Annotated in this window: 18 protein-coding genes and 1 pseudogene; 4 read left to right on the top strand and 15 right to left on the bottom strand. The window is 39.8% G+C overall.

The window, feature by feature from the left end:
• Positions 1–313 precede the first annotated feature (313 nt).
• On the top strand, positions 314–1,663 hold the full coding sequence (locus EAE91_RS07720; protein ID WP_214087968.1) for a Fic family protein: 1,350 nt from the start codon (positions 314–316) through the stop codon (positions 1,661–1,663).
• 136 nt (positions 1,664–1,799) lie between these two features.
• Here EAE91_RS07720 and EAE91_RS07715 read toward each other — a convergent pair whose 3' ends face one another.
• The 13 genes and pseudogenes from EAE91_RS07715 to EAE91_RS07655 form a co-directional block, all read right to left on the bottom strand.
• The gene (locus EAE91_RS07715; RefSeq protein ID WP_214087967.1) at positions 1,800–6,716 is read right to left on the bottom strand and encodes a putative adhesin; all 4,917 of its coding nucleotides are present in this window, start codon (positions 6,714–6,716) and stop codon (positions 1,800–1,802) included.
• Between the two features lie 383 nt (positions 6,717–7,099).
• The gene (locus EAE91_RS07710; RefSeq protein WP_214087966.1) at positions 7,100–7,261 is read right to left on the bottom strand and encodes a hypothetical protein; all 162 of its coding nucleotides are present in this window, start codon (positions 7,259–7,261) and stop codon (positions 7,100–7,102) included.
• Between the two features lie 172 nt (positions 7,262–7,433).
• Positions 7,434–8,459 (bottom strand): PI-PLC domain-containing protein, encoded by a 1,026-nt coding sequence (locus tag EAE91_RS07705; RefSeq protein ID WP_214087965.1) that lies wholly within the window; start codon positions 8,457–8,459, stop codon positions 7,434–7,436.
• 138 nt (positions 8,460–8,597) lie between these two features.
• Positions 8,598–8,750, bottom strand: a pseudogene (locus EAE91_RS07700) (IS1595 family transposase); the annotation flags it as partial.
• 482 nt (positions 8,751–9,232) lie between these two features.
• Positions 9,233–11,176, bottom strand: a complete 1,944-nt coding sequence (locus tag EAE91_RS07695) for an exoribonuclease II (RefSeq protein ID WP_214087964.1) — start codon at positions 11,174–11,176, stop codon at positions 9,233–9,235.
• 140 nt (positions 11,177–11,316) lie between these two features.
• Positions 11,317–11,955 carry an endonuclease III gene (gene nth / locus EAE91_RS07690; protein WP_214087963.1) on the bottom strand — a complete coding sequence of 213 codons (639 nt, stop codon included), beginning with the start codon at positions 11,953–11,955 and terminating at the stop codon, positions 11,317–11,319.
• Position 11,956: 1 nt separating this feature from the next.
• A complete protein-coding gene (locus EAE91_RS07685; protein ID WP_214087962.1) occupies positions 11,957–12,655 on the bottom strand; it encodes an electron transport complex subunit E in 699 nt (232 codons plus the stop codon).
• A complete protein-coding gene (gene rsxG / locus EAE91_RS07680) occupies positions 12,652–13,281 on the bottom strand; it encodes an electron transport complex subunit RsxG (protein WP_214087961.1) in 630 nt (209 codons plus the stop codon). Before rsxG ends, EAE91_RS07685 begins: the two co-directional genes overlap by 4 nt.
• Before the next feature lie 9 nt (positions 13,282–13,290).
• Complete coding sequence (gene rsxD, locus EAE91_RS07675) at positions 13,291–14,370, bottom strand: electron transport complex subunit RsxD (protein WP_214087960.1); 1,080 nt, start codon at positions 14,368–14,370, stop codon at positions 13,291–13,293.
• A gap of 12 nt (positions 14,371–14,382) precedes the next feature.
• Positions 14,383–16,830: an electron transport complex subunit RsxC gene (gene rsxC / locus EAE91_RS07670; protein WP_214087959.1), complete on the bottom strand. Its 2,448-nt coding sequence runs from the start codon at positions 16,828–16,830 to the stop codon at positions 14,383–14,385.
• A complete protein-coding gene (gene rsxB, locus EAE91_RS07665) occupies positions 16,823–17,455 on the bottom strand; it encodes an electron transport complex subunit RsxB (protein ID WP_214087958.1) in 633 nt (210 codons plus the stop codon). The genes rsxC and rsxB overlap by 8 nt, the downstream gene beginning before the upstream one ends.
• Complete coding sequence (gene rsxA / locus EAE91_RS07660; RefSeq protein WP_214087957.1) at positions 17,455–18,036, bottom strand: electron transport complex subunit RsxA; 582 nt, start codon at positions 18,034–18,036, stop codon at positions 17,455–17,457. Before rsxA ends, rsxB begins: the two co-directional genes overlap by 1 nt.
• 126 nt (positions 18,037–18,162) lie before the next feature.
• Entirely contained in the window at positions 18,163–18,603 is a 441-nt protein-coding gene (locus EAE91_RS07655) for a DUF2569 domain-containing protein (protein WP_214087956.1), read from the bottom strand.
• Between the two features lie 197 nt (positions 18,604–18,800).
• Between EAE91_RS07655 and EAE91_RS07650 the strand changes: the two genes are divergently transcribed.
• Both EAE91_RS07650 and EAE91_RS07645 read left to right on the top strand, forming a co-directional pair.
• Positions 18,801–19,838: an oxidoreductase gene (locus EAE91_RS07650; RefSeq protein ID WP_214087955.1), complete on the top strand. Its 1,038-nt coding sequence runs from the start codon at positions 18,801–18,803 to the stop codon at positions 19,836–19,838.
• Positions 19,839–19,920: 82 nt separating this feature from the next.
• On the top strand, positions 19,921–20,898 hold the full coding sequence (locus tag EAE91_RS07645) for a bile acid:sodium symporter family protein (protein WP_214087954.1): 978 nt from the start codon (positions 19,921–19,923) through the stop codon (positions 20,896–20,898).
• Between the two features lie 97 nt (positions 20,899–20,995).
• Here EAE91_RS07645 and EAE91_RS07640 read toward each other — a convergent pair whose 3' ends face one another.
• Positions 20,996–21,397 (bottom strand): hypothetical protein, encoded by a 402-nt coding sequence (locus tag EAE91_RS07640; RefSeq protein WP_036776159.1) that lies wholly within the window; start codon positions 21,395–21,397, stop codon positions 20,996–20,998.
• A gap of 78 nt (positions 21,398–21,475) precedes the next feature.
• Positions 21,476–21,760 (bottom strand): colicin Z C-terminal domain-related protein, encoded by a 285-nt coding sequence (locus tag EAE91_RS07635; protein ID WP_036776158.1) that lies wholly within the window; start codon positions 21,758–21,760, stop codon positions 21,476–21,478.
• 229 nt (positions 21,761–21,989) lie between these two features.
• Here EAE91_RS07635 and EAE91_RS07630 point away from each other — a divergent pair, with 229 nt between their 5' ends.
• Positions 21,990–22,184, top strand: a complete 195-nt coding sequence (locus EAE91_RS07630; RefSeq protein ID WP_051560642.1) for a type II toxin-antitoxin system Phd/YefM family antitoxin — start codon at positions 21,990–21,992, stop codon at positions 22,182–22,184.
• Positions 22,185–22,191: the final 7 nt, after the last annotated feature.

The raw sequence follows: 22,191 nt of genomic DNA, 5'->3' as shown, positions 1-22,191 counted from the left end.
CAAGTTCTGCTAGCAATTCCGATTCGGTATAAAGTATTAGAGCCACAAACACACCTATTAAGTTTAAATTTTATAGTTAAGAGTCTTTATTATACCTCTTATTTTACCAAAATCTGATATGAAAGTATAAGAGTTTAAGAGTGCTATTTGAAGCTTATAATGGTATTTAAGATACTTTAAAGTTTTATATAAGTCTTTTATAAAATAAATCTTCCGTTTCAAACAGTTCATGAATCTGGTTTATTCGTGTTGGTTTCTTTAAGGATTTACTGTCATACTTACCTATACATCAAATTTTAAAATGTGAGGTAACATGGCAAAACATCCGGTAGAACAATCACCTAAACTTGATTTCTCAAATTTAGATTTTGTTAAATTCGGGGAATACCTCAGTGAATATAATATTGTTGATAAACAAGGAAGATACCTTCATTGGAGTCAGCTTAAGTGGCGAGTTCCTGGTAAAGAAGCTGAACACATCTGGTATGCGGTAAAGTTCTGTAGAGATCAGGTAAAAAAAAGTACGGGCTTATTTGATAAAAGCGGGAATGAGTTTAGTTTTTGTATACATGATTCACTAGAACCAAAGTTGCACAAAATTGTACAACTTGGTGCAGGTAAAGTCGCCGCAATTGCAGGATCTCAAGCATCAGGTAACGTTCAACAGAATTATTTAGTATCATCTTTACTGATGGAAGAAGCCATCACCAGCGCTCAATTGGAAGGTGCAGCAACTACCCGAGCTGACGCAAAAAAAATGCTAGAGGAAGAATTAGCGCCCAGCACTCCTGATGAGAGAATGATTCTGAATAATTATATGCTGTTAAAGCTAGCGGATAAAAGAAAACAAGAACCCCTTACAAGGGATCTGATGCTTGAATTTCACAGAATAGCGACTAATGGTGTATCTGAAAACGAAAATATACCGGGTGAATTTAGATGCAGTAATGATATCTACATTGGAAATGATGACAATCCATTATTCTACCCGCCAAACTATAAGGAGTTAGAAAATAGGTTAGAAGAATTATGCGCTTTTGCTAACGCAAATCATAATGGCGAGGATGGCAGGAGGTTTATACCACCAGTAATAAAAGCGATTATTCTTCATTTTATGATGGGGTATGAACACGCATTTAGAGACGGGAATGGCAGAACGGCAAGGGCGATATTTTACTGGTATATGCTAAAGAATGGATATGATATCTTTGAATATATTTCAATAAGCAAGGTTATCAAGGAGTACGCTAAAGACTATGGTATGTCATATCTTTATGTTCAAAAGGATTATGGAGATTTAACTTATTTTATCGATTTTAATGTTAATATTATTCTAAACGCATTTGATGAATTACAAGAGTGTTTAAAAGTAAAAACAAAAGAATTCTATGAAATTGTCGATGTGTTGGAAAATGCAAAGTATAAAAGTAAGCTAAACTTCATTCAGAAAGATTTAATCAAAAAAGGTGTAAAAGAACCCGGAAGATTGTTTAAAGTGAAATCGGTTAAAAATATATATGATGTTAGTGAAAATACAGCCAGAAAATTACTTAGAGAGCTTGAGGCAATGAATATATTTCTTCCTATAAAAATAAGACGAACAACTCATTATATTGCTCCCGCAGATCTACGTAGTAGGCTAAATAAGATATCAAAATCGTAGGATGCTTTTTCTTACTCCTCACGGTGCGAGGAGTAAGGCTGGATTCCCATACCAAGTGCAAAGATTTGTCAGTATCCTGAGGCGAGAAAACATCTCTCGCCTCAATTTAGTGTTTCAAGTAATACAAAAAGACCTTTTAATTATCCATAAACAGGAAAGGGGCGATACCAATGATTTTTTCTGTTACGAAATTATGATGCAGATTTACTGCAATAACTGAATAAATTATTGCTCCATCGGGAGTGAGAGTCGCCGAACGTTTTGAACGAGAAAGAATCACCGTTGGTTGTAGTTTAGGTTCATAACCACCGCCAAGGCCGGTATCGTGTACTGATTTCATATTTATTCTGTTCAATTCTTCACGACAGGAAACAAAGGTTATTTCATCATATTTTGCCATCCTCTCGTCGGTTCTCAGCAGGGTAAAAATATCGGACAATTTTTTACGATTTCCAGCTTCCGGGCTGACCAATAGTGCGTCATATTTATTGATATTCGTACTGTCTGCTCTATTTTTCCATACTGCGGCCTTAACTTCCTCATCAGGCATTTTCTCATAATATTTAATACCGTAATTTCTTACCTTGCCATGATTGATTGTATTGGCTTCTACTCCAGTGGCTAGTAGATAATTTTCAATATCATCGGCAGCCATATTTTTAATATCATTCACAGTAAACGTTTTATCACCTATTTTCACACTAGCCGAACCAGCTTTATTACCTGATTCTATCGTTGCATAAGGTTGTATCGTCAAGCCACTATTACCCAATGTGACATCAAAAGGGGAGTTTAATGGATTTTCTGGTGCTTCCAATAATGTCTGACCGTGAGGACCGAGAAACTGGATTGTTTTCCCAGCGGGGACTTGCGTCGCTGCACTATCAGAGAAGAAATATCCATGAGAACTCAGCATTAATCTATTCGCCGGTTCGTTAGGTACTGTCCATAATTCGAATGCACCACCAAGCTCAATTTTTTGCGGTTCAAACTGAGGATATTCTTTTTGTAAAAACCCAATTCTGGATTGAGCTTTTGTTTTTCTAATATCACCTGATCCAATATCTATATCCATCCCTGGTTTTTTATTAACTTTTCGCCATTCCTTCACTCTGTTACGGTAATCAGTAGCTGATTCACCGGGCATTTTTTCAGGTTTTCCACTACCTACACCCATAACATTGCGAGGTGATTCATTTATATTTATTCTGATGCTTGTCAATGGAATTTGACTATCGCCTTTACCATAATAAGGTTGAATAACGTACTCTCTTTCACCTTTGAATATGGCATATTCTGCTCTGAATCTATTTTCTGTCAATAAGGCTGAGTTATTTTCCAATAAATAGTCGGAATTACTGAAATCAAATAATGTATTTTTATCGTTGGCGTAATATTTTGTTCCTACAATACGTGATTCTTCTAGCAAAGATAAACCCCCACTGACTTTTTGATCAATTATTTTATTATCGATAGAAGTAAACCATGTTGGGTAACGATTATAATAGACATGTAGCATCTCGTGATATAAAGCGACTGCCGGTTCACGGGAACGCCAGGGCTCCTCGATAAGTTTCTCTTCTGTGCCAATCAAGTGATTCTCTGGATCAAAGGCAATACTGTTACCGGTGCTATTATGAGCATAAAATTGACCATCTTTTTCGCGTACAATGGCATCCATCATCGGTGGTTGGATATTTAAACCCTGTTTTTCAAGTTCCTGAATAACGATATTTCCGGATGGGATTTCACTTATTTCATCTAGTACGTGAGTGACTTGATTAATAAATAGATCATTACCTGTTATTGTTATCCCGACAGGAGGAATATCTACACGGTTACCCTCTACCGATGTGTATTGTATTGTTTTTTGGATATTACCAGAAGAATACTTTGGCATCGGTGTGTTAGGTATTTCTTCAATGGCAAAGGCAATTTTATTGATTGCTGATGCATTAGGTAATTGATTTCCGATGGGATAGATTTCCCTTAATAAATCAGGCAGTTCGGTTTTGATAGCATTAATTTTTTCAGCCGAAATACTTAGGTTGTTTTGTAATAGATTGTTTTGTAATGGTAACGTGACTTCACGTATCCAAGCTTGTTGGATATTCACTATCTCTGTATTGAGTAGGGCTTCTTTATTGCCAAATTTTAGGGATTTTTCCAAGAAATGGCTTAATGTGTCAGTAATGTTTGATAGTTTATCGATATCATATTTTTCATAATTTTTGAATGCGGTATTGATATGAATAAATGCATCCAATATTTTATCGTTATTAATATTATTGTGTGCTGCTTCAAGTTCCTGATCTATTTTTTTACTTTGTTCCAGGATAAGAAATTTATTGGATATATCGGTATGAGTAACCCAATGTCCATTTTTATCTAATTTCACCGCAGGCCAATAGCTAAATTGTTCCGGATAAGCCGGATTAGCTACGCGCCAAGTATGGTTTGCTTCATCCCATTTGACTTGATAATTAGCACCATATTCCTTGATATAGTAGTTTTGTTTAATTGCTGTTTCCATATTAGCGGGGCGTATTGAATAAATCCCTTTATATATTCCCTCATTTGTATGAGGTACCATCTCATCGAGTGAAATATTACTGACTTTCCATTCATTTTTAAGTTTGCCAAGCCCTTTGGTACTCTTGCTAAAAATATCAGCGAAACTTTTCTCAAGTTTAATGCTATTTTTTATCGCACCTACTGCGCTGACGACTCCTCGGTAAGTTAAGGTCAGTGTTGATCTAATGGGTAAAGGTTCGATTAAATCAATTAATCCGCCGAGCAGAATGCTGGAAGATTGGCGTAAAGTGATTATGCCATGCTCTGGTAATGTTCTGATAACCGCTGTAATTAAAGCTCTTCCGGTCAGACCGGCTTGTCTGAGGCGTAATGTGGTCTGTGTGACTTTTGCCGCCATTGATTCAGTCAATGACATACCTAAGGTAGCAATAACTAACAGCACATTTGCTGTATCAAAGACAATTGAGCCAATATCTTCTCCAGTTAATTCATATTCACTATCAGTTGTTGCTTTATAGATAACATTATAGAAAGGAATAAGGATAGTTGCTGCTATATGCCACCCGGAAGTAATATCTAGCGCTTGTTTACTTTTTATTGCAATATCGTTTAAACCTTGCTGTATTATCTTTGTGGTAACAGAAAGTAAGTTCTCTTCTTTATAAAAATTAAATTTAGGGGAATCTGTGAAGCTAATTCCTACATTCATTCCTGAAGTTATGCCGTAATAATCATTCCAAAATGCGTCGTAAGAATATTTATATCTGCTTGTTTCTGAGAAACCACTCAAGGTTTTGGCTCGTTCATAACCAATCGGAAACAGCCTTTTTCCTGTATTGACTATCTGATTTTCCATAAATATTCCGATGCCTATCATAATTTTTCGCTCAATTAAAAATAGTGCATTGGGTCTGGACATAGCACGTAAAGTGGGTTGGCTATCAACTTGCTGTTGGGAATATTTTCTTGCTTTCACTCCGCCTTGTATTGTTGAGACCACCAACCAATTACCCTGATACATTTTTATCATGGCGACATTTCCCATACCCTGTTCGACTGAATAGAGAAAAGCTTCTTCTGGTGGATTAACAATCTCTTCGGCAGTTAATTGCGCCGCCGGAGATGAAAGTATTAATTTACTAAGTAAAATGGATTCATAATGACTGTATTTGTTTTTATAAACATTAAATTGCTCATTAAAATTATATTGTGAATCAAATTTATCTCTCTTTTTGAAATCGATAAAAGAAAAATATCCGGCTGGCTTTATGTTGCTTTTATTGAAAGGATTAAGTTTTTGTTTGTCATTTTCAAATAATTTTATTGTTTCTAATGTAGAATACTTAAATGCTTGCTCCACATTAGCATTCTCTTTTCTCATTCGATAAATGATCGCTGCGGTTAAAATAATACAGCCTTCCATTTCAATATGTTTTGATTCTTGGGAAAGCACATGATCAGTATCATAGTGAATATTATGTTTTTTAAATAATAATTCAGCCTGATCTTGGGCAAAAAGGATATCGCGATAATCACCATAACCTTGAGTCATTTTTCCGACTTTAGGGACAACCTGATATAATATGGTTCCTAATGAAGATAAGACCAATAAATGATACTTAGCAGCTTGTAAAGCTTGCAGTTCAAAAATATCTTTTTGGCTATACTCGGTACGATGTTGTTTTTTTAATGCTATCTCTTCTTTGGCTAGTAGAGATAATAGTATGTCATCTCCAATACTGATACTTTGATTTGTTTCTGGATGAATAACCGGAATGCCTGGATGAATATTATTAGCGGAAATAAAATCATTCACCTTTTCAATGCCTTTTTTATAGGATTTGAAAAGATCTTCTTTATCTTTGATTCGTTGGTTATAATCTGACTTTTCTTTATCACTTAGCGATACATTGTCATCTGATATAAAAGTTAGCAATGCATCTGAATAGACCTCATCATCTATCTCCCCGGTAGAGAATGCCTGACGATATATTTTCAGTAAAGGTTCTTCGGCATTAATACCCAGTTCCTGCCATATATCGACTTTAGTTTGATTTAAATCGGCTTTATCCTTATTTATGTTTCTTATTTTTTCATGAATTTCTATTTTTGATATTAAGATATTGATTGCTGTATCGATATCAGCGCTATTGTAATTTTTTATAAAGAAAAGGTTGAATATATTATTAATGTTATTCAGTAACTCAGAATATTTTATTTCTGAATATTCATTGAAAACGGCATTCACAGCTTGTTTCAAAGTTTGTTGTAATTTAGTTGAGTATTTATTATAAGAAAATAAATTTTCTATGATATATAGACTCACTTCTTTAATATCAGAGGTTATCAAGGTTGGATAGTCTTGATTGCCTTTTAATAGGGAAACAAAGGTCTTATCACTAGTTTTGTCATCTTCGGATTTATATTTCCACCGTTCTCCATTAACTACAATATATTCATTTTCTATTGATTGATAGGCATCGTTTTTATCTACGATATCATATTCAAAATGTGACATATAATCCTCCAGGTTGATTAAATTTATTATTTACTTAGCTATATAGCTACCGCATCCATCTGATTTACAGAAATGACTGTTCATATAAAAATATTATTTTCTGATTTTAAAGTCACAATTGTAAGGCAGGGTGATTATAGTTGATCTGGGTTAATATCAAATATCAATTAATAACATAATAAAATTATTTATTAATATAACTATATATAAATATTTATTTATAGTTTTTTATAAAATGGTTAAATATAAACCAGATTCTCTGTTGCGAAATAGGCTAAAAGACTTCTGTAGCTAATACGGGATGTTTATTAAAGTTACTCTATGATGAGTAGTAAACAGTAGGAATAGTAAATATTTGTAAAGAAGTAGAAAGGGAAATGTTATCACCATGAAAGGATGATGCTAATTAAACGTATTGATTGGCATGCAGCCGTGTATTTGGAAAAATTACTATTATCACTATTATCGTCACGGTTGATCGTAGTGACTTGTTGCAATTCACCTCGCTGGTTCCAGTGCAAGCTTTGTCCCGTTGGTAGTGACATCTGATGCCCACCGGCATCAAGTTGCCGAGGAGTTATGTTGGATTTGCGTCAAGTCGCCGCGATGCATCTTGAAATCCATAGGGTATATATCCCGCTCTGCAAGCCTCTAATTAGAGAGCGGGGAAAGAGATATATCAGGCTGTTTTTTTCATACTCAATTTTCTTACCTTAATTAGTCTGTCTTCATTAGGCGTCGATTATGTGATTCAATCGTCTCTATAAATCCTGAGGTTGCACTATGAGTGTCACCGATATAATCCGCACTGATTATTCCCGCATGAGGGATTTTCTCAACAGCATCGGCTAAAACGGCATTATTTCTAGATAGGTAACTTTTTACCCCTGAAGTAAATTGTCTACGTCCAATAGAAGCCACTGGGATGTTTGTCTGCATAACATTAAGTTTACCTTCAGGTGCGGGATTTGCATGAAACTCACTAAGGAACTTGGCTGTACCCTCTGCGTTCGCTCGATTAGCCCACTTTGTGTGAACTTGTTCTTTGTAGGCCCAATGTGACTCAACTCCGTCATAACCATGTACCATAATCCCGATGTTCTTTCCTTTGCTCAATAAATCAACCGTTGCTTCGCTTAAACTCGGTGTATCACTACGGGTAATAAGATTATTACGGTGATCTTCGAGTACACGTTCTAAAAATATATCTGAATCCGACGTTCCAGAAGCGGTATTCTTTTTCTTACCTTCTCCTTTAAATACAAATTTAATGAGATAAAAATTATTGATATCTCCTGCTGCGTGACTTAATAATTCCTTAACATCGGTAATAGCATCCCCGGCCGCAACACTAGGGCCGTGAAAAAAGCTGAATGAGCCATCTTTGTTCCGCGCTACGCGAATATCGAAGTATTTTGTCCCCGCTTCTGCCTGCTCTCTCAAACTCTTATTTTGGGTTTTAAATGCAGAGGGAAATAGCGCTCCTAAACTACTGAACATTCCATTTCTTTTTCTACTATAAGCATAGGTACCTGCATCATGGCTACCCAACATTGCTATCTGAGATAGCTGAGTGTCAGCAGGTAATTCATTATGATTTACGGAAGTACGCCCATTCATGATATGACCTGAGCGCCTGTTTTTTGGCGCTGCATTTAATTCTAATGAATCGCTTTCATGATGAGTCGCATTCTTTGACTGTGATGAGCGTCTTTTTTGCTTTTCTTTATATTCATGTTCCATATTATCACCTACCTATTAGTTAGTTTTAAGTAAGAAATACTTTTGAAATAAATAGCATACTGAGTGACTATATCTAATGCAATAATTTTCCCCTACGGCATAATTATATATATTTTAAAGGGTTATCCTAGATAACGATTAGATTTTTTCTTTAACTATTTGTTTCAAAATGTGTAATTGGTTTTCTATTCCTAGTGTGCTAAATCTCCACTCATATTCTCTGAGAAAGAACTCAAAATGCTCCTTGGGTATTTCATTAAATTTACGCATATGACGTTCGGTTTGGTTCCATCATAGACTCATTTAGCATATCAAACTCATATGACAGTTTTATTTCCTCTTTGGTGAAACCTTTAAATCTATTAGTTTTCTTTCTATATGAGTTTCATCATATTCAGTAGAGTGGTTTTATTTTATTGAGGAATTTTTTCGCTGGAATACAAATTTTTAATTGCTTTTTCATGAATGTCATTTTTAAGCATTTATAAACCTCTCGTTATGGCTGCATTTTCTATTTAATTGGAATCATTATTTTAATGATTTTATATTCCACCAAGGATATATAATTGATTAAATAGCAATGCTAGATTCAATTAATTTATCAGCGCTTTCTCCAACAATTATAATACCTATACCGTTAATCTTAATCACGGCACTCTGACTGTCTTTCCACGTTGAGAGAATATTCTTAATTTTTCTAATAGCTAATTTTTTAAATACAAACTACAGCTTAATCGCTGTAGTTTGACGCAGGGAAGGTGTTATGAGAAAAGTCAGGCCACAGGGCGGGCGACAATATTACGGGTTTCCATTCTGACTTCCTCAATACGAACATCAATAATGTCGTTCAATTGGTAAGCGGTTTCACCTTTGATAATCACTGTGCCGGTCTCTTGGCTACATTGTAGTTCATCACGCACGGCATGCAGGAATGGTGCCGGTATAAAGGCCACTGCACCGTTATCTACCAGACGAACACGTAAACCGCCACGGGTAATATCAATAATTTCCGCGGTAAATCGTTGTTCTGTTCCTGCATGTGATTGCAGGAAGCGGGCATATAGCCAATCTCCTACATCACGTTCGGCCATACGATTCAGTCTGCGACGTTCAGCCAGTTGCAAACAGGTTTCTTCTGAGGGTTGTTTCACATCCGTTTTTTGAATAATTGCTTTCAGTAAGCGATGGTTAATCATGTCGCTATATTTACGGATCGGTGATGTCCAGGTGGCGTAAGCATCAAAACCGAGACCAAAATGAGGACCTGGTTCAGGTTTAATTTCTGCGAAAGTTTGAAAACGACGAATGCGGCTATCAAGGAATTGTGTTGGCTGTTTATCCAATTCACGGCGTAATTTGCAGAAGCCGTTTAAGGTCAACAACTCTTCTGTATTGGCATCGATACCATTTTCTTTCAGTAATTCAACCACTTGCTCAATTTGCAGTGGCTCAAAACCCATATGAACATTGTAAATACCAAAACCTAATTTATCGCGCAGGATTTTTGCAGCGCATAGGTTGGAAGTAATCATTGCTTCTTCAACAATACGGTTGGCTGTACGGCGTTGTTCTACCACGATATCCAGTACGTAACCGTTATCATCGAGAATGAAGCGGTAATCAGGACGATCTTTGAAAATAAGCGCGTTTTGATGACGCCATTGATTGCGGCGTTCACTCATTTCTTTCAGGAGAGTGATTTGAGTCTTAATCGCTTCAGAAGCAGGTTCCCAAGTCCCTGTTTCTTCCAGCCAGTCAGAAACTTCGTCGTAAACCAATTTAGCTTTTGATTCAACCCAGGTAGAGAAAAACGCAATATCATCACCCAGTTGACCATCTTCCAGAATCGAAACTTGACAAACTAATGCCGGGCGGCGGGCGTTAGGGCGCAGAGAGCATAAATTCTCTGACAGGTCGCGCGGCAACATGGGGATATTAAAACCCGGCAGGTAGTTAGTGAAAGCACGTTGATGGGCGATTTGGTCCAGTTCGCTGTTAGCTGCAATATAAGCTGTTGGATCAGCGATAGCGATACTGAGTTTCAGGCTGCCATCATCTTGCTTAGCGATATGTAACGCATCGTCCATATCTTCCGTGGTTGCACTGTCGATAGTGACAAAATCCAGCGATGTTAAGTCAATGCGCTCAAGATCGCCATCGTTCATCTGGCAATCGGCAGTCATAGCGGGAGCATCACGTTCCAGATTATGGCGAGTTAGCGTTACCCACCAAGGGGCGTAGTGATCGCTACTCTCAGTAATATAGCCGGTAATTTCCGCATGAAAACCACGACTGCCTTTCAGTGGATGATGGCGCATTTCAGCGACAGCCCAATCACCATGCTGAAATGGATGAGTGACTTGATTGGCCGGTCGGCAAGGGATAGCATCTTTTAGCAGTGGGTGATCAGGAATGATCCATAAACGATTATCATTTTCTTTTTTCTGGATACGGCCAACGAAGCGATTTAGAAACGGTTCGACTAATGTTTCTGGTTCGGCAATCTCTCTTTCTTTGTCAGTATGAATAGCGGCAGTCACTCGATCGCCATGCATAACTTTTTTCATGTGTGGGGGAGGAATGAAATAGCTTTTTTGCCCATCGACTTCTAAGAATCCGAATCCTTTTTCGGTACCTTTGACCAAACCTTCTACTCGAAGTGTTTGGGAGTGAAGTTGCTGTTTTAGCTGTGCAAGCAGCGGGTTGTTTTGAAACATAATATCCGCGGAGAAAGTTAGAGGGTTATTATCAGATAGTTTTTTGGAATAATAGTTTTACGCGAATTGGCGGTGTCGAGCAAGCAACATCTGCAAAATAGCGTAAAACAGTGTGGAAATTGCAATGAAAATTACAATAGTTACTCAGGGTAAATTTTTTCTTTAAATTCGCATAGATCTTCAATAATACAGGAACCACAACGAGGTTTACGGGCTATGCAGGTATAACGACCGTGTAAAATAAGCCAATGATGACAATCAACTTTAAATTCGGCCGGGACGACTTGCAGTAATTTATTTTCGACTTCATCGACATTTTTACCGGGCGCGAATTGAGTACGGTTACAAACGCGAAAAATATGGGTATCGACCGCAATAGTTGGCCAGCCGAAAGCGGTGTTTAATACCACATTGGCCGTCTTGCGGCCAACACCCGGCAATGCTTCCAATGCAGCACGATCTTCGGGAACTTCGCCAGCATGTTTTTCTAGCAATATTCGGCAGGTTTTAATTGTGTTTTCTGCTTTGGTGTTATAGAGACCGATTGTTTTTATATACTCTTTCAACCCATCTACACCCAGATTCAGAATTGTCTGAGGGGTATTTGCCACTGGATAGAGTTTTGCCGTGGCTTTATTAACACTCACATCTGTCGCTTGCGCTGAAAGCAATACTGAAATAAGTAACTCAAATGGTGTTGTGAAAACTAATTCAGTTGTTGGCTTTGGGTTGTTATCCCGTAAGCGCGTTAAAATTTCGATACGTTTCTGTTTGTTCATATCAAATAGAACTCTCCGATCCTTGCGACATGGTTATTGCACTGCTTTTTTCTTTTATTGCTCTGGTTTTCATTTTTTCATCAATAAGATATTTCGCTGCCAGCATTAATCCCAAACCGATAAAAGCACCAGGTGGTAAAATCGCTAACAGGAAAGGGGAATCCATATGAACGATTTCTATTCGTAATACCTTAGCCCAATTACCCAAAAGTAAATCAGCACCATCAAATAGGGTTCCATTGCCGAGAACTTCTCTAATAGCACCGAGAACAAACAGCGCAAAAGTGGCTCCTAATCCCATAGCTAAGCCATCAATCGCAGAAGGCATGATTGGGTTTTTCGCGGCGTAGGCTTCAGCACGACCGATGACAATACAGTTAGTTACAATCAGTGGAATGAAAATCCCTAATGATTCATACAGGCCAAAAGCATAGGCGTTAATCAACATCTGGACAGTACTTACAACCGAAGCGATGATCATAACATAAATTGGAATACGAATCTCATTGGGTACCCAACGACGCAAGCTGGAAACCGCAATGTTGGTACAGACTAGAACCAGTGTCGTTGCCAACCCTAAGCCGAGCGCATTGGTTGCAGTGGAAGAGACGGCTAACAGTGGGCACAATCCTAGCAGTTGTACTAACGCGGAGTTATTTTTCCATAGCCCTTGGATAAATAAGTTTTTGGTTTCACTCATGATTTTTCTCCACAGGATTCTAGAGACGAGAGATGTTCAGGTATAGTCTGTAAATAAAGTGCGGTCCGTTTGACGGAGTTTACCACGGCGCGTGGGGTAATAGTGGCACCGGTAAATTGATCAAACTCACCGCCATCTTTTTTCACCGCCCAGTGCCGGTCATGATTTGATGTGATGGTTTTCCCTGAGAATACATTAATCCAGTCTGAAATCCGGGTTTCAATTTTATCCCCCAGTCCTGGGGTTTCATGATGTTCTGTAACCCGTACACCAAGCACTTTTCCTGAGAAATTAGCGCCAATCAGTAATTGAATAGCACCGGAATAACCATCCGGTGCAGTACTTTCCAGTGCGGCTGCTACAGGCTGACCATTTTTACGCGCCAAATAGAGACGATGAGGTAAGTTATTACCCAGAGCATCCGCATTGACTAGATAGCATTCGTTTTGTATGTCGTTGTCGTACAGGGCTGGTGGAATAACCTGATCAAGCAGCGATTTGTGCTGTAATGCGGCCTGTTCTGCGATAGTACTTTTGGTGAGTGAATTCACGATAGCCGTCAGCCCTGTGGTAATTGCAGCAAAAATGGCGAGTGTGATGCCGTGACGTCGCATGGTTTCTAACATAACGGCTCCTTATTTATGCCCGTAAACGCGGGGTTGGGTGTAATGGTCAATGAGTGGCACGGTGATATTCGCCAATAGGACCGCAAACGCTATTGCATCAGGATAACCACCATAAACACGGATAACCCAGACTAACAGGCCAATCATGGCACCAAAAATCAAACGACCTTTAGGTGTTGTGGAAGCACTGACGGGATCGGTTGCAATAAAGAATGCGCCTAGCATGGTAGCACCGGAAAACAGTTGTAATAATGGCGGCGAATAACGGGTTGGATCAATCAGCCAGCTTGTAAGCGCACATAAGCCTAATACCAGGATAAATGCCACCGGAATTTGCCAGGTTATCACTTTTCTATTCAGTAGAATCAGCCCACCAACAAGATAAGCGATGTTGACCCACTGCCAGCCAATACCCGCCAGAGATCCTTGTAGTATAGGTTGGCGAAGAACGTCATCAATATTGTGAGTCAATAAACCGGTTTTGAAACTATCCAGCGGTGTGGCTTGGCTAATCCCATCGAAACCTTGTTGCAACTGCTGTAATGTTGTTCCATCGGGGGTATGGCCGGTGAAGATCACCATCAGGCAGTCTAGTGGTGTAATTTGTGTTGCCAGTAAATCCATAGGAGGCAACCAACTGGTCATTTGCACTGGGAATGATATGAGCAGTACGACATAACCGACCATTGCCGGGTTGAATGGATTTTGACCAAGACCGCCATATAAATGTTTGGCAATAACTACTGCAAAAACAGTTCCCAATACAATTAGCCACCAAGGAGCCAATGGTGGAAGACTTATCCCTAAAAGTAAACCGGTCAGTAATGCAGAATTGTCCTGCAAACGAGGCATAATTGCCTGTTTACGTAAAGACAGAGCAAATGATTCCGCAAGCAGGGCGGTAATCACCGCAAGCAGGAGCTGGAACAAGGTACCGTAACTAAAGAAGTAAGTTTGTACCGTAATACCGGGTATTGCTGCCAGCACAACCCACAGCATAATGCGGCTGGTACTTTGCTGATTGTGTGTAAAAGGTGAACTTGCGACCTTTAACATTTTGTTGTCAGTCTGAACGGGTCTGAATTTCATTTATAACAATCACTATTCTATTGAAATTTTCTGTTGTTCCTGAGCGCCTTTTTTGGCCTTAACCCTGGCTATAGCAGCAGCGATCGCCGCTTTACGTGGATCAGTTTCTTCCGCAGGCGGTATTTCTGCCTGAGTTTCAGTTAATTGCTGAGCCTGAACTTTCTTGGCTTTAACACGGGCAATCGCGGCCGCGACGGCGACTTTATGCGGATCAGTTTCTTCCGCAGGCGGTGTCTCTGCCTGATTTTCAGTTAATTGCTGAGTCTGGGCTTTCTTAGCTTTAACACGGGCAATTGCGGCCGCGACGGCGACTTTATGCGGATCAGTTTCTTCCGCAGGCGGTATTTCTGCCTGATTTTCAGTTAATTGCTGAGTCTGGGCTTTCTTAGCTTTAACACGAGCAATCGCAGCCGCGACGGCGGCTTTACGTGGATCAGTTTCTTCCGCAGGCGGTGTCTCTGCCTGATTTTCAGTTAATTGCTGAGCCTGAATTTTCTTGGCTTTAACACGGGCAATAGCAGCCGCGACGGCGGCTTTACGCGGATCAGTTTCCTCCGCAGGCGGTGTCTCTGCCTGATTTTCAGTTAATTGCTGAGTCTGAACTTTTTTAGCTTTAACACGGGCAATAGCAGCCGCGACGGCATCTTTACGAGTGTCTTGTTTTTCACTAGCGGTGGTTTCTGGTTCTTTCGCTTCCAGTGATGGTACTACTTCTTGACTTTGAGCTGCTTTCTTCGCCTTAGCTCTGGCAATCGCTGCTGCTAATGCGGCTTTGCGTGGATCTTCTGCATTTGTTGGTTCAGATGGAGCAATATTAATATTTTCAGCGGCTTGTTTCTCCGCTTGACGAGCGCGAAGCTGTTCTTTTCTTGCCTGACGAGCCGCTATTACTGCGGAATTATCAGGCATTTGCCCCGGTTCTATAGCAACAACTTTACCTGCATCAGCCTGTTTTTCCTTCACGCGGGAAAGCGCATCTTGTACGGTACTTTTATCTTTACTATCAACTTGAACGGCCGATTTTTTGTGTCGTTCTTCACGGGCCAGTTTTTCTCGTTCCATACGGGCTTGCTTAGCTTCGAAACGAATTTTGGCTTCCGTCGAACGGCGGTTTTCCTGATCCAAGGCCCGAATTTCAGCTTTCTCCTGGCGATAATATTGCACCAGAGGAATATTGCTTGGGCAGACATAAGCACAGGCACCGCACTCAATACAGTCGAATAGATTGTGATCTCTAGCCTTTTCGTGCTCTTGTCCACGACTGAACCAGTAGAGTTGTTGCGGTAATAAACGGGCAGGGCAGGCTTCCACACATAATCCACAACGAATACAAGCCTCTTCCACTGTATTTGAATCTATTTCCTGATGGGATGGTGCCAGAATACAGTTACTGATCTTAACGATAGGTACGTTGAGGTCAGGTAGAGTGAATCCCATTAAAGGGCCGCCCATAATGACCATTTGTTCTGATTGTGGTTCAAACCCGGCTAACTGGAGAAGAAATTGTACCGGAGTACCGAGTCGAGCCCAAAAGTTACCCGGTGAGGTGACTGCTTCGCCAGTAAGCGTAACGACTCGCTCAATCAAAGGTTCTCCATCGATAATGGCACGCTTGATTGCAACCACTGTGCCGACGTTCTGCATCAGCACTCCGATAGCAGAGGAACGGCCACCGGATGGAACCTCTTTACCTGTTAGGATCTTGGTCAGTTGTTTAGCGCCGCCAGAAGGATATTTGGTCGGGATAACCCGGACGATAATCGATTTATCACCTTTTAGGGCGGTTTTAAGTTCTTTTATTGCTTCTGGCTTATTATCTTCGATACCAATCAGGATCTGCGCTGGTTTAAGCAGATGTTCCAGAATACGAATGCCCTCGATAAGTTCGTCGGCATGTTCCTGCATCAGGCGGTCATCAGCGGTGATATAAGGCTCGCATTCTGCTGCGTTAATGATCAGTGTCTTAAGGCCATGACGGCCATTTTGTAGTTTGGCTGCGGTCGGAAAGCCAGCTCCACCTAAACCTGCGATACCTGCTTGATGGATTCGGTTCAGTATCGTCTCTGTATCCAATGATTGATAATCAGGTGTCTGAATACGTGTACACCATTGATCGGCACCGTCAGGGCATAAACGAACACATAACTCTTTCAACCCGGATGGGTGCGCTGTAATACATGGTTCAATGGCAATGATGGTGCCGGAAGTTGATGCATGAACCGGTACAGTACGACCAGTGCCAAATGTCAAAGGTTGGCCTTTAAGCACCTTATCACCCACTTTAACCAGCAACTCGCCTTCCGTCCCCAAATGTTGTTGCAATGGGATGATTAACTCTTCCGGCAGTGGCGCAATGCGCAAAGGAGCCTGGCTGGATTGCAGCTTCATTTCAGGTGGATGAATTCCACCAGTAAAATCCCAGATTTTGTTTTTATTGAGTAAATTCAGTAAATTAAACATGATGTTCAGCCTCAATATTTTTAACCGGGATACTGTTGGCGGAAGTGGCGTACGATGGCTGAACAGTAATATTTCTAACCGGGATGGTTTTTAAATCCCATTTCCAGTTAGCAGTGGTGGTGGCTACAGGGATCATCGTAATACAGTCGGTTGGGCAAGGCGCAACGCACAGATCACAACCGGTACATAAATCTTCAACAACGGTATGCATGGCACGCGTAGCACCGACAATAGCGTCTACCGGACAGGCTTGAATACATTTGGTGCAGCCAATGCAATTCTCTTCATCAATAAATGCGATTTTGCGAGCGGGGTTTTGTATGCTTGCATCACCATCCAATGGTTGTGGATCAACACCGAGCAGCTCTGAAATTTTCAGCATGGCTTGTTCGCCACCGGGTGCACATTTGTTAATCATCTCACCATTATTTGCTATGGCCTCAGCATAAGGGCGACAGCCAGGGTAACCACATTGCCCACACTGGCTTTGCGGCAAAATATCATCAATATTTTCAACAATGGGGTCCTCTTCCACCTGAAAACGGCGGGCAGCAAACCCCAGAATTAACCCAAAAATTAACCCTAGTGCACTGAGTGCACCAATAGCAATCCATAATGATGTCATCAGAACTTCACCAAACCACTAAAACCCATAAAAGCCAAGGACATTAAACCCGCAGTGACAAGACCAATAGATGACCCTTTGAAAGGGGCGGGTACATCGGCAACAGCCAGACGTTCACGAATCGCGGCAAACAGTACCATAACGAGAGAGAAACCCGCGGCAGCACCGAAACCATAAATAGCGGATTGTAAAAAATCGTGTGATTGATTGATATTCAGCAACGCCACACCAAGTACAGCACAATTAGTCGTAATCAACGGCAGGAAAATACCCAATAACCGGTATAACGTCGGGCTGGTTTTGCGTACAACAAGCTCTGTGAATTGCACCACAACCGCAATGACAAGAATAAAGCTCAGGGTACGCAAATAGATTAAGTCCAGTGGTAACAAAATAAAGGTATTCACCAGCCATGAACATACAGAGGCCAGTGTCATAACGAATGTTGTTGCAAATCCCATCCCGATGGCAGTTTCCAGCTTTTTAGATACGCCCATAAAAGGGCATAAGCCGAGGAATTTCACCAAGACGAAATTGTTAACCAATACGGTTCCAACAAATAAAAGAAAATAGTCAGTCATTGCTGTGCCTGAAAATGAGTTTGTTTACTTTTTATTAAATTGTTTACTTTTTATTAAATTATCAGTATGCCCTCGTCTTACCAAGGGCAATCTATTGTTAATGATAACAACCAAAGAAAGTTGAGGTTATCGATCTTGTGTGAAAGTCATTTTGACTCGATGAGAGCGTTTAATGTAGGGGACGAAAATAGCGGTTGCCAATAGTGGCCATGCTAATGCACGTAAAGCCATTTGATCAGGAATAGGGGAGAAAGCGAAAGTTTTCAATGCAATTAATACGGTAACAATAAGCCAAATAATAAAAATTTGAGGGAATCTTTTTGATCGAATGAAAAGCAGTTTCAATACCCATAGAGTGTAACACCACATTACCGCAGTAATGGCAACAGAAAGAAACCACATTAAAGTAAAGTGATTATGCCCGGCACTCAATGCATTGTTTTGACTAAAAAATGCCACAATATATAAGGCAAGCATTATGCTGGCACTGAAAAAGGTCATAATCAGATAAGCCGCCGGAGCCAGAATCCAACCATTAATTCGGTGGTAATCATTGGTTTGATACATAAATCATTCCACTTGAAGCTATACGAAAAAAGAATAATAGGCGATTATGATGATTGAGGAAATAGGTTGTAGGAATAGATTGGTTGAAAGATCTTCAAGAGTAGATTCAGAGATAATTTGCTCAACGGTCATCACCGATGATATTTTTTACCGATGTTGAATTGCTGCATATTATTAATGAGTTTGAGGGGGCTGTTATGCGTGAGCTGTTAAAGGTTGGGTTGGTGGGGTATGGTTATGCGAGTAAAACGTTCCATGCACCATTAATTGCGGGTACTACTGGTGTTAAATTAGCCGCCATTTCCAGTAGTGATGCTGAAAAAGTGAAATCAGATTGGCCAAATATTCCGGTGGTATCCTGCTATGAGGATCTTTTTAATGATCCCGACATTGACTTAATCGTTATTCCGACACCTAATGATACGCATTATCCTCTGGCACAGAAGGCATTGGCTGCGGGTAAGCATGTTGTGGTGGATAAACCATTTACCATCACAGTTGAACAAGCTGAATCTTTAAAAGAGCAGGCAGAAAAGGCGGATTTATTACTTTCTGTATTTCATAACCGCCGTTGGGATTCCGGTTTTCTGACGATAAAATCGTTAATTCAAGAGAATCGCTTGGGCAAATTAAAATATTTTGCAGCCCATTTTGATCGCTATCGCCCGGTTATACGTCAAAGATGGCGTGAAGCGGCGGGGCAAGGAAGTGGTATTTGGTATGATTTAGGTCCTCACTTACTCGATCAAGCGGTTCAACTATTTGGTAAACCGCAATCTATTACGGCTGATTTGGGGATGATTCGCCCACAAGCGGAAGCGGTAGATTATTTCCACGTGTTGTTGAATTATCCGGATATCAAAGTGGTTCTTCATGCAACAACCGTGGCGGCGGCTGAATCTGCTGTTTATACGCTGCATGGTATGGAAGGCAGTTACGTAAAATATGGTCTTGATCCTCAGGAAGAGCGATTGAAAGCAGGGGAAAAGCCTCCGCATGCTGAGTGGGGATATGATATTCGTGATGGTATTGTGACGCTGTCACGTGGAGAAGAGTTAGTGACTGAACATGTACCGACTTTGCCTGGTAATTATTCTGCTTATTATGCTGCTATCCGTGATGCGATTACGCTAGGTAAACCTAATCCAGTCACGGCAAGTGAAGCAATCCAAATCATGAAATTAATTGAAGCCGGTATTCAGTCGGCAGAACAACAACGTACAGTGGCAATTTAAGCCTATATTTTGTTGAGACATTCTATTTACTGCTTAGCCTGATTTACCGGGCTTATTATTTGCGAAGCAAGGAAAATGATAAATGACTTGGTGGCAAAGATTAAAAATAGATCCTTTTTTGATGGTATTAGTGACGGTAGTTGTTATTGCGACATTTTTTCCTTGCGAAGGTGAAATAAAAGTAGGATTTCAACGGCTAACCACAGCGGCTATTGCTCTGCTGTTTTTTATGCATGGAGCAAAATTATCTCGTCAAGCTATTATTGCCGGCATAGGACATTGGCGGCTTCATTTGGTGGTCTTTCTCAGTACTTTTGTCTTATTCCCAATTATCGGATTAGGCTTGAATTTGCTAGTACCCGAAATCATGACACCAACGGTTTATTGGGGATTCCTTTATCTTTGTGCATTACCGGCTACGGTTCAGTCAGCTATTGCTTTTACCTCAGTTGCTGGTGGTAATGTTGCCGCAGCTATTTGCAGTGCTTCAGCATCCAGTATTCTGGGCGTGTTTTTATCGCCAATATTAGTCGGATTGATGATCCATATCCAGGGCGAGGGCAGTCCCGATACGCTGGAAGCAATAAAATCCATAATTCTGCAATTGATGGTTCCTTTTATTATTGGGCATCTGTCACGGCCATTAATTGCCGGTTGGGTGGAAAAACACAAAAAGCTGGTCAATATGACTGACCGGTCATCAATTCTTTTGGTGGTTTATGTGGCTTTTAGTGAGGCGGTGGTAGAAGGTATTTGGCATAAGATTGATGGTTATTCGCTACTGATGATTGGGATTATTTGCTGCATTATGCTGGCAATTGTATTGATGATTAATACTTATACCGCTCGTTGGTTGGGCTTTAATAAAGAAGACGAAATTACGATTGTTTTTTGTGGTTCGAAAAAGAGTCTGGCTAATGGTGTACCAATGGCAAATGTTTTATTCCCTGCTGCGACGGTTGGCGTAATGTTGTTGCCGTTGATGATTTTTCATCAAATTCAGTTGATGGTGTGTGCAGTATTGGCGCAACGTTATGCGCGGAGGTTAAGACGGAAATAGATATGTAAATAGCTGGCAAAGCACTTTCATCAGATCGTAAAAATTGGGTTGAGTTCCCTGTGCTCTACTATTTTGAAAACTACTTATGGCAACCCATCTAATTTTTTAGTGTGTTCACAATACCAATGGCTTGTCTTTTATCATTTGCCCCCATTCTAAACGAAGGAGATAAAGAGGTTTGAATAGTCGTTGTGAACATAGGAATACCGTTAAATGATACTGTCATTTTGGTCCCAATGTTTTTATTGATTAGAGCATTAAATCGAGGAAAACATGGCTTATCTTTTTTCACTACTAATGATAACTCATTATTCATTCCGTCATGTGATCCTAAATAATTAATTTGATCTGTACACTCTTGGGTTAAGATAAATTTTTCACCGGATAGAAATTCAAATTTTAACCCTTCTTTCGTTTGAATTAGCCTATTTAGATTGTTTTTATCGGAACATCCAGTTATTGCGGATAGGAACATCATAATAACAAATATATTTTTCATAATTTCGAACCTGTCATATTTAAGAACCACATATAGCCCACTTAAAAATTAAGTAAGGCTATTAGTAGTATATTGTTACTAATCCCAAGTAACAATAACATTTTGTCCTGTAGAAAAGCTTTTACATCTTATTCTGTCTATTCCCGCTCCTCCTCCATGTATCATGCAATCACCTGGGCCTGTAGCGTGTATAGTTTTTGGCCCCGGCTGATCTACATATTGTATCTCAACAGAAAAAGCGGATGGCATCTGTGATTCTGTTACAAAAGTATATCTAATATTATGAGTAGTACTAGACCATCCTTGTAAATCAACCCAAGGTCCCCAAAAACCAGGTGGGGCGTAAGCTTGTGCTGCTGGCATATTCATCTCCTTAAACAAACGTAAATAATCAGTTATGTTGATAGGAAAATAATAGTTCTAGAACTCTATATATTATAGATGAGAATCTTGTTTATTATAAATAAGATTTATGTTTGTGTGATTTTTGTGAGTAATATCTTATTTTTAAATAAAATAAATTAGTCTAACCAAATTGACTAGACCAATAAAAATGGTTATGTTTAAAATATGTACAAAAAGAGGTCATTTTATGGAAAAGGTTAACATCTACGATGCGAAAATTAACCTGTCCAGAATTATCCAGGAAGTCGTTCGCACTGATGAGCCTGTAGTGATCGCCAAGAATGGTCATGAATTGGTTAAAGTCATCTCATATAGAGAAGATAAACCTAAGCGCAAGCTTGGTTTCCTCAAAGGCAAAGGTAGTCCTATAACCTATCAATAGTAAACAT

The organism is Photorhabdus noenieputensis (assembly GCF_018448935.1).
Taxonomy (GTDB): Bacteria; Pseudomonadota; Gammaproteobacteria; order Enterobacterales; family Enterobacteriaceae; genus Photorhabdus; species Photorhabdus noenieputensis.
Note: the sequence above shows the minus strand (reverse complement) of the source record. Positions and strands in the feature narration are given on the sequence as shown.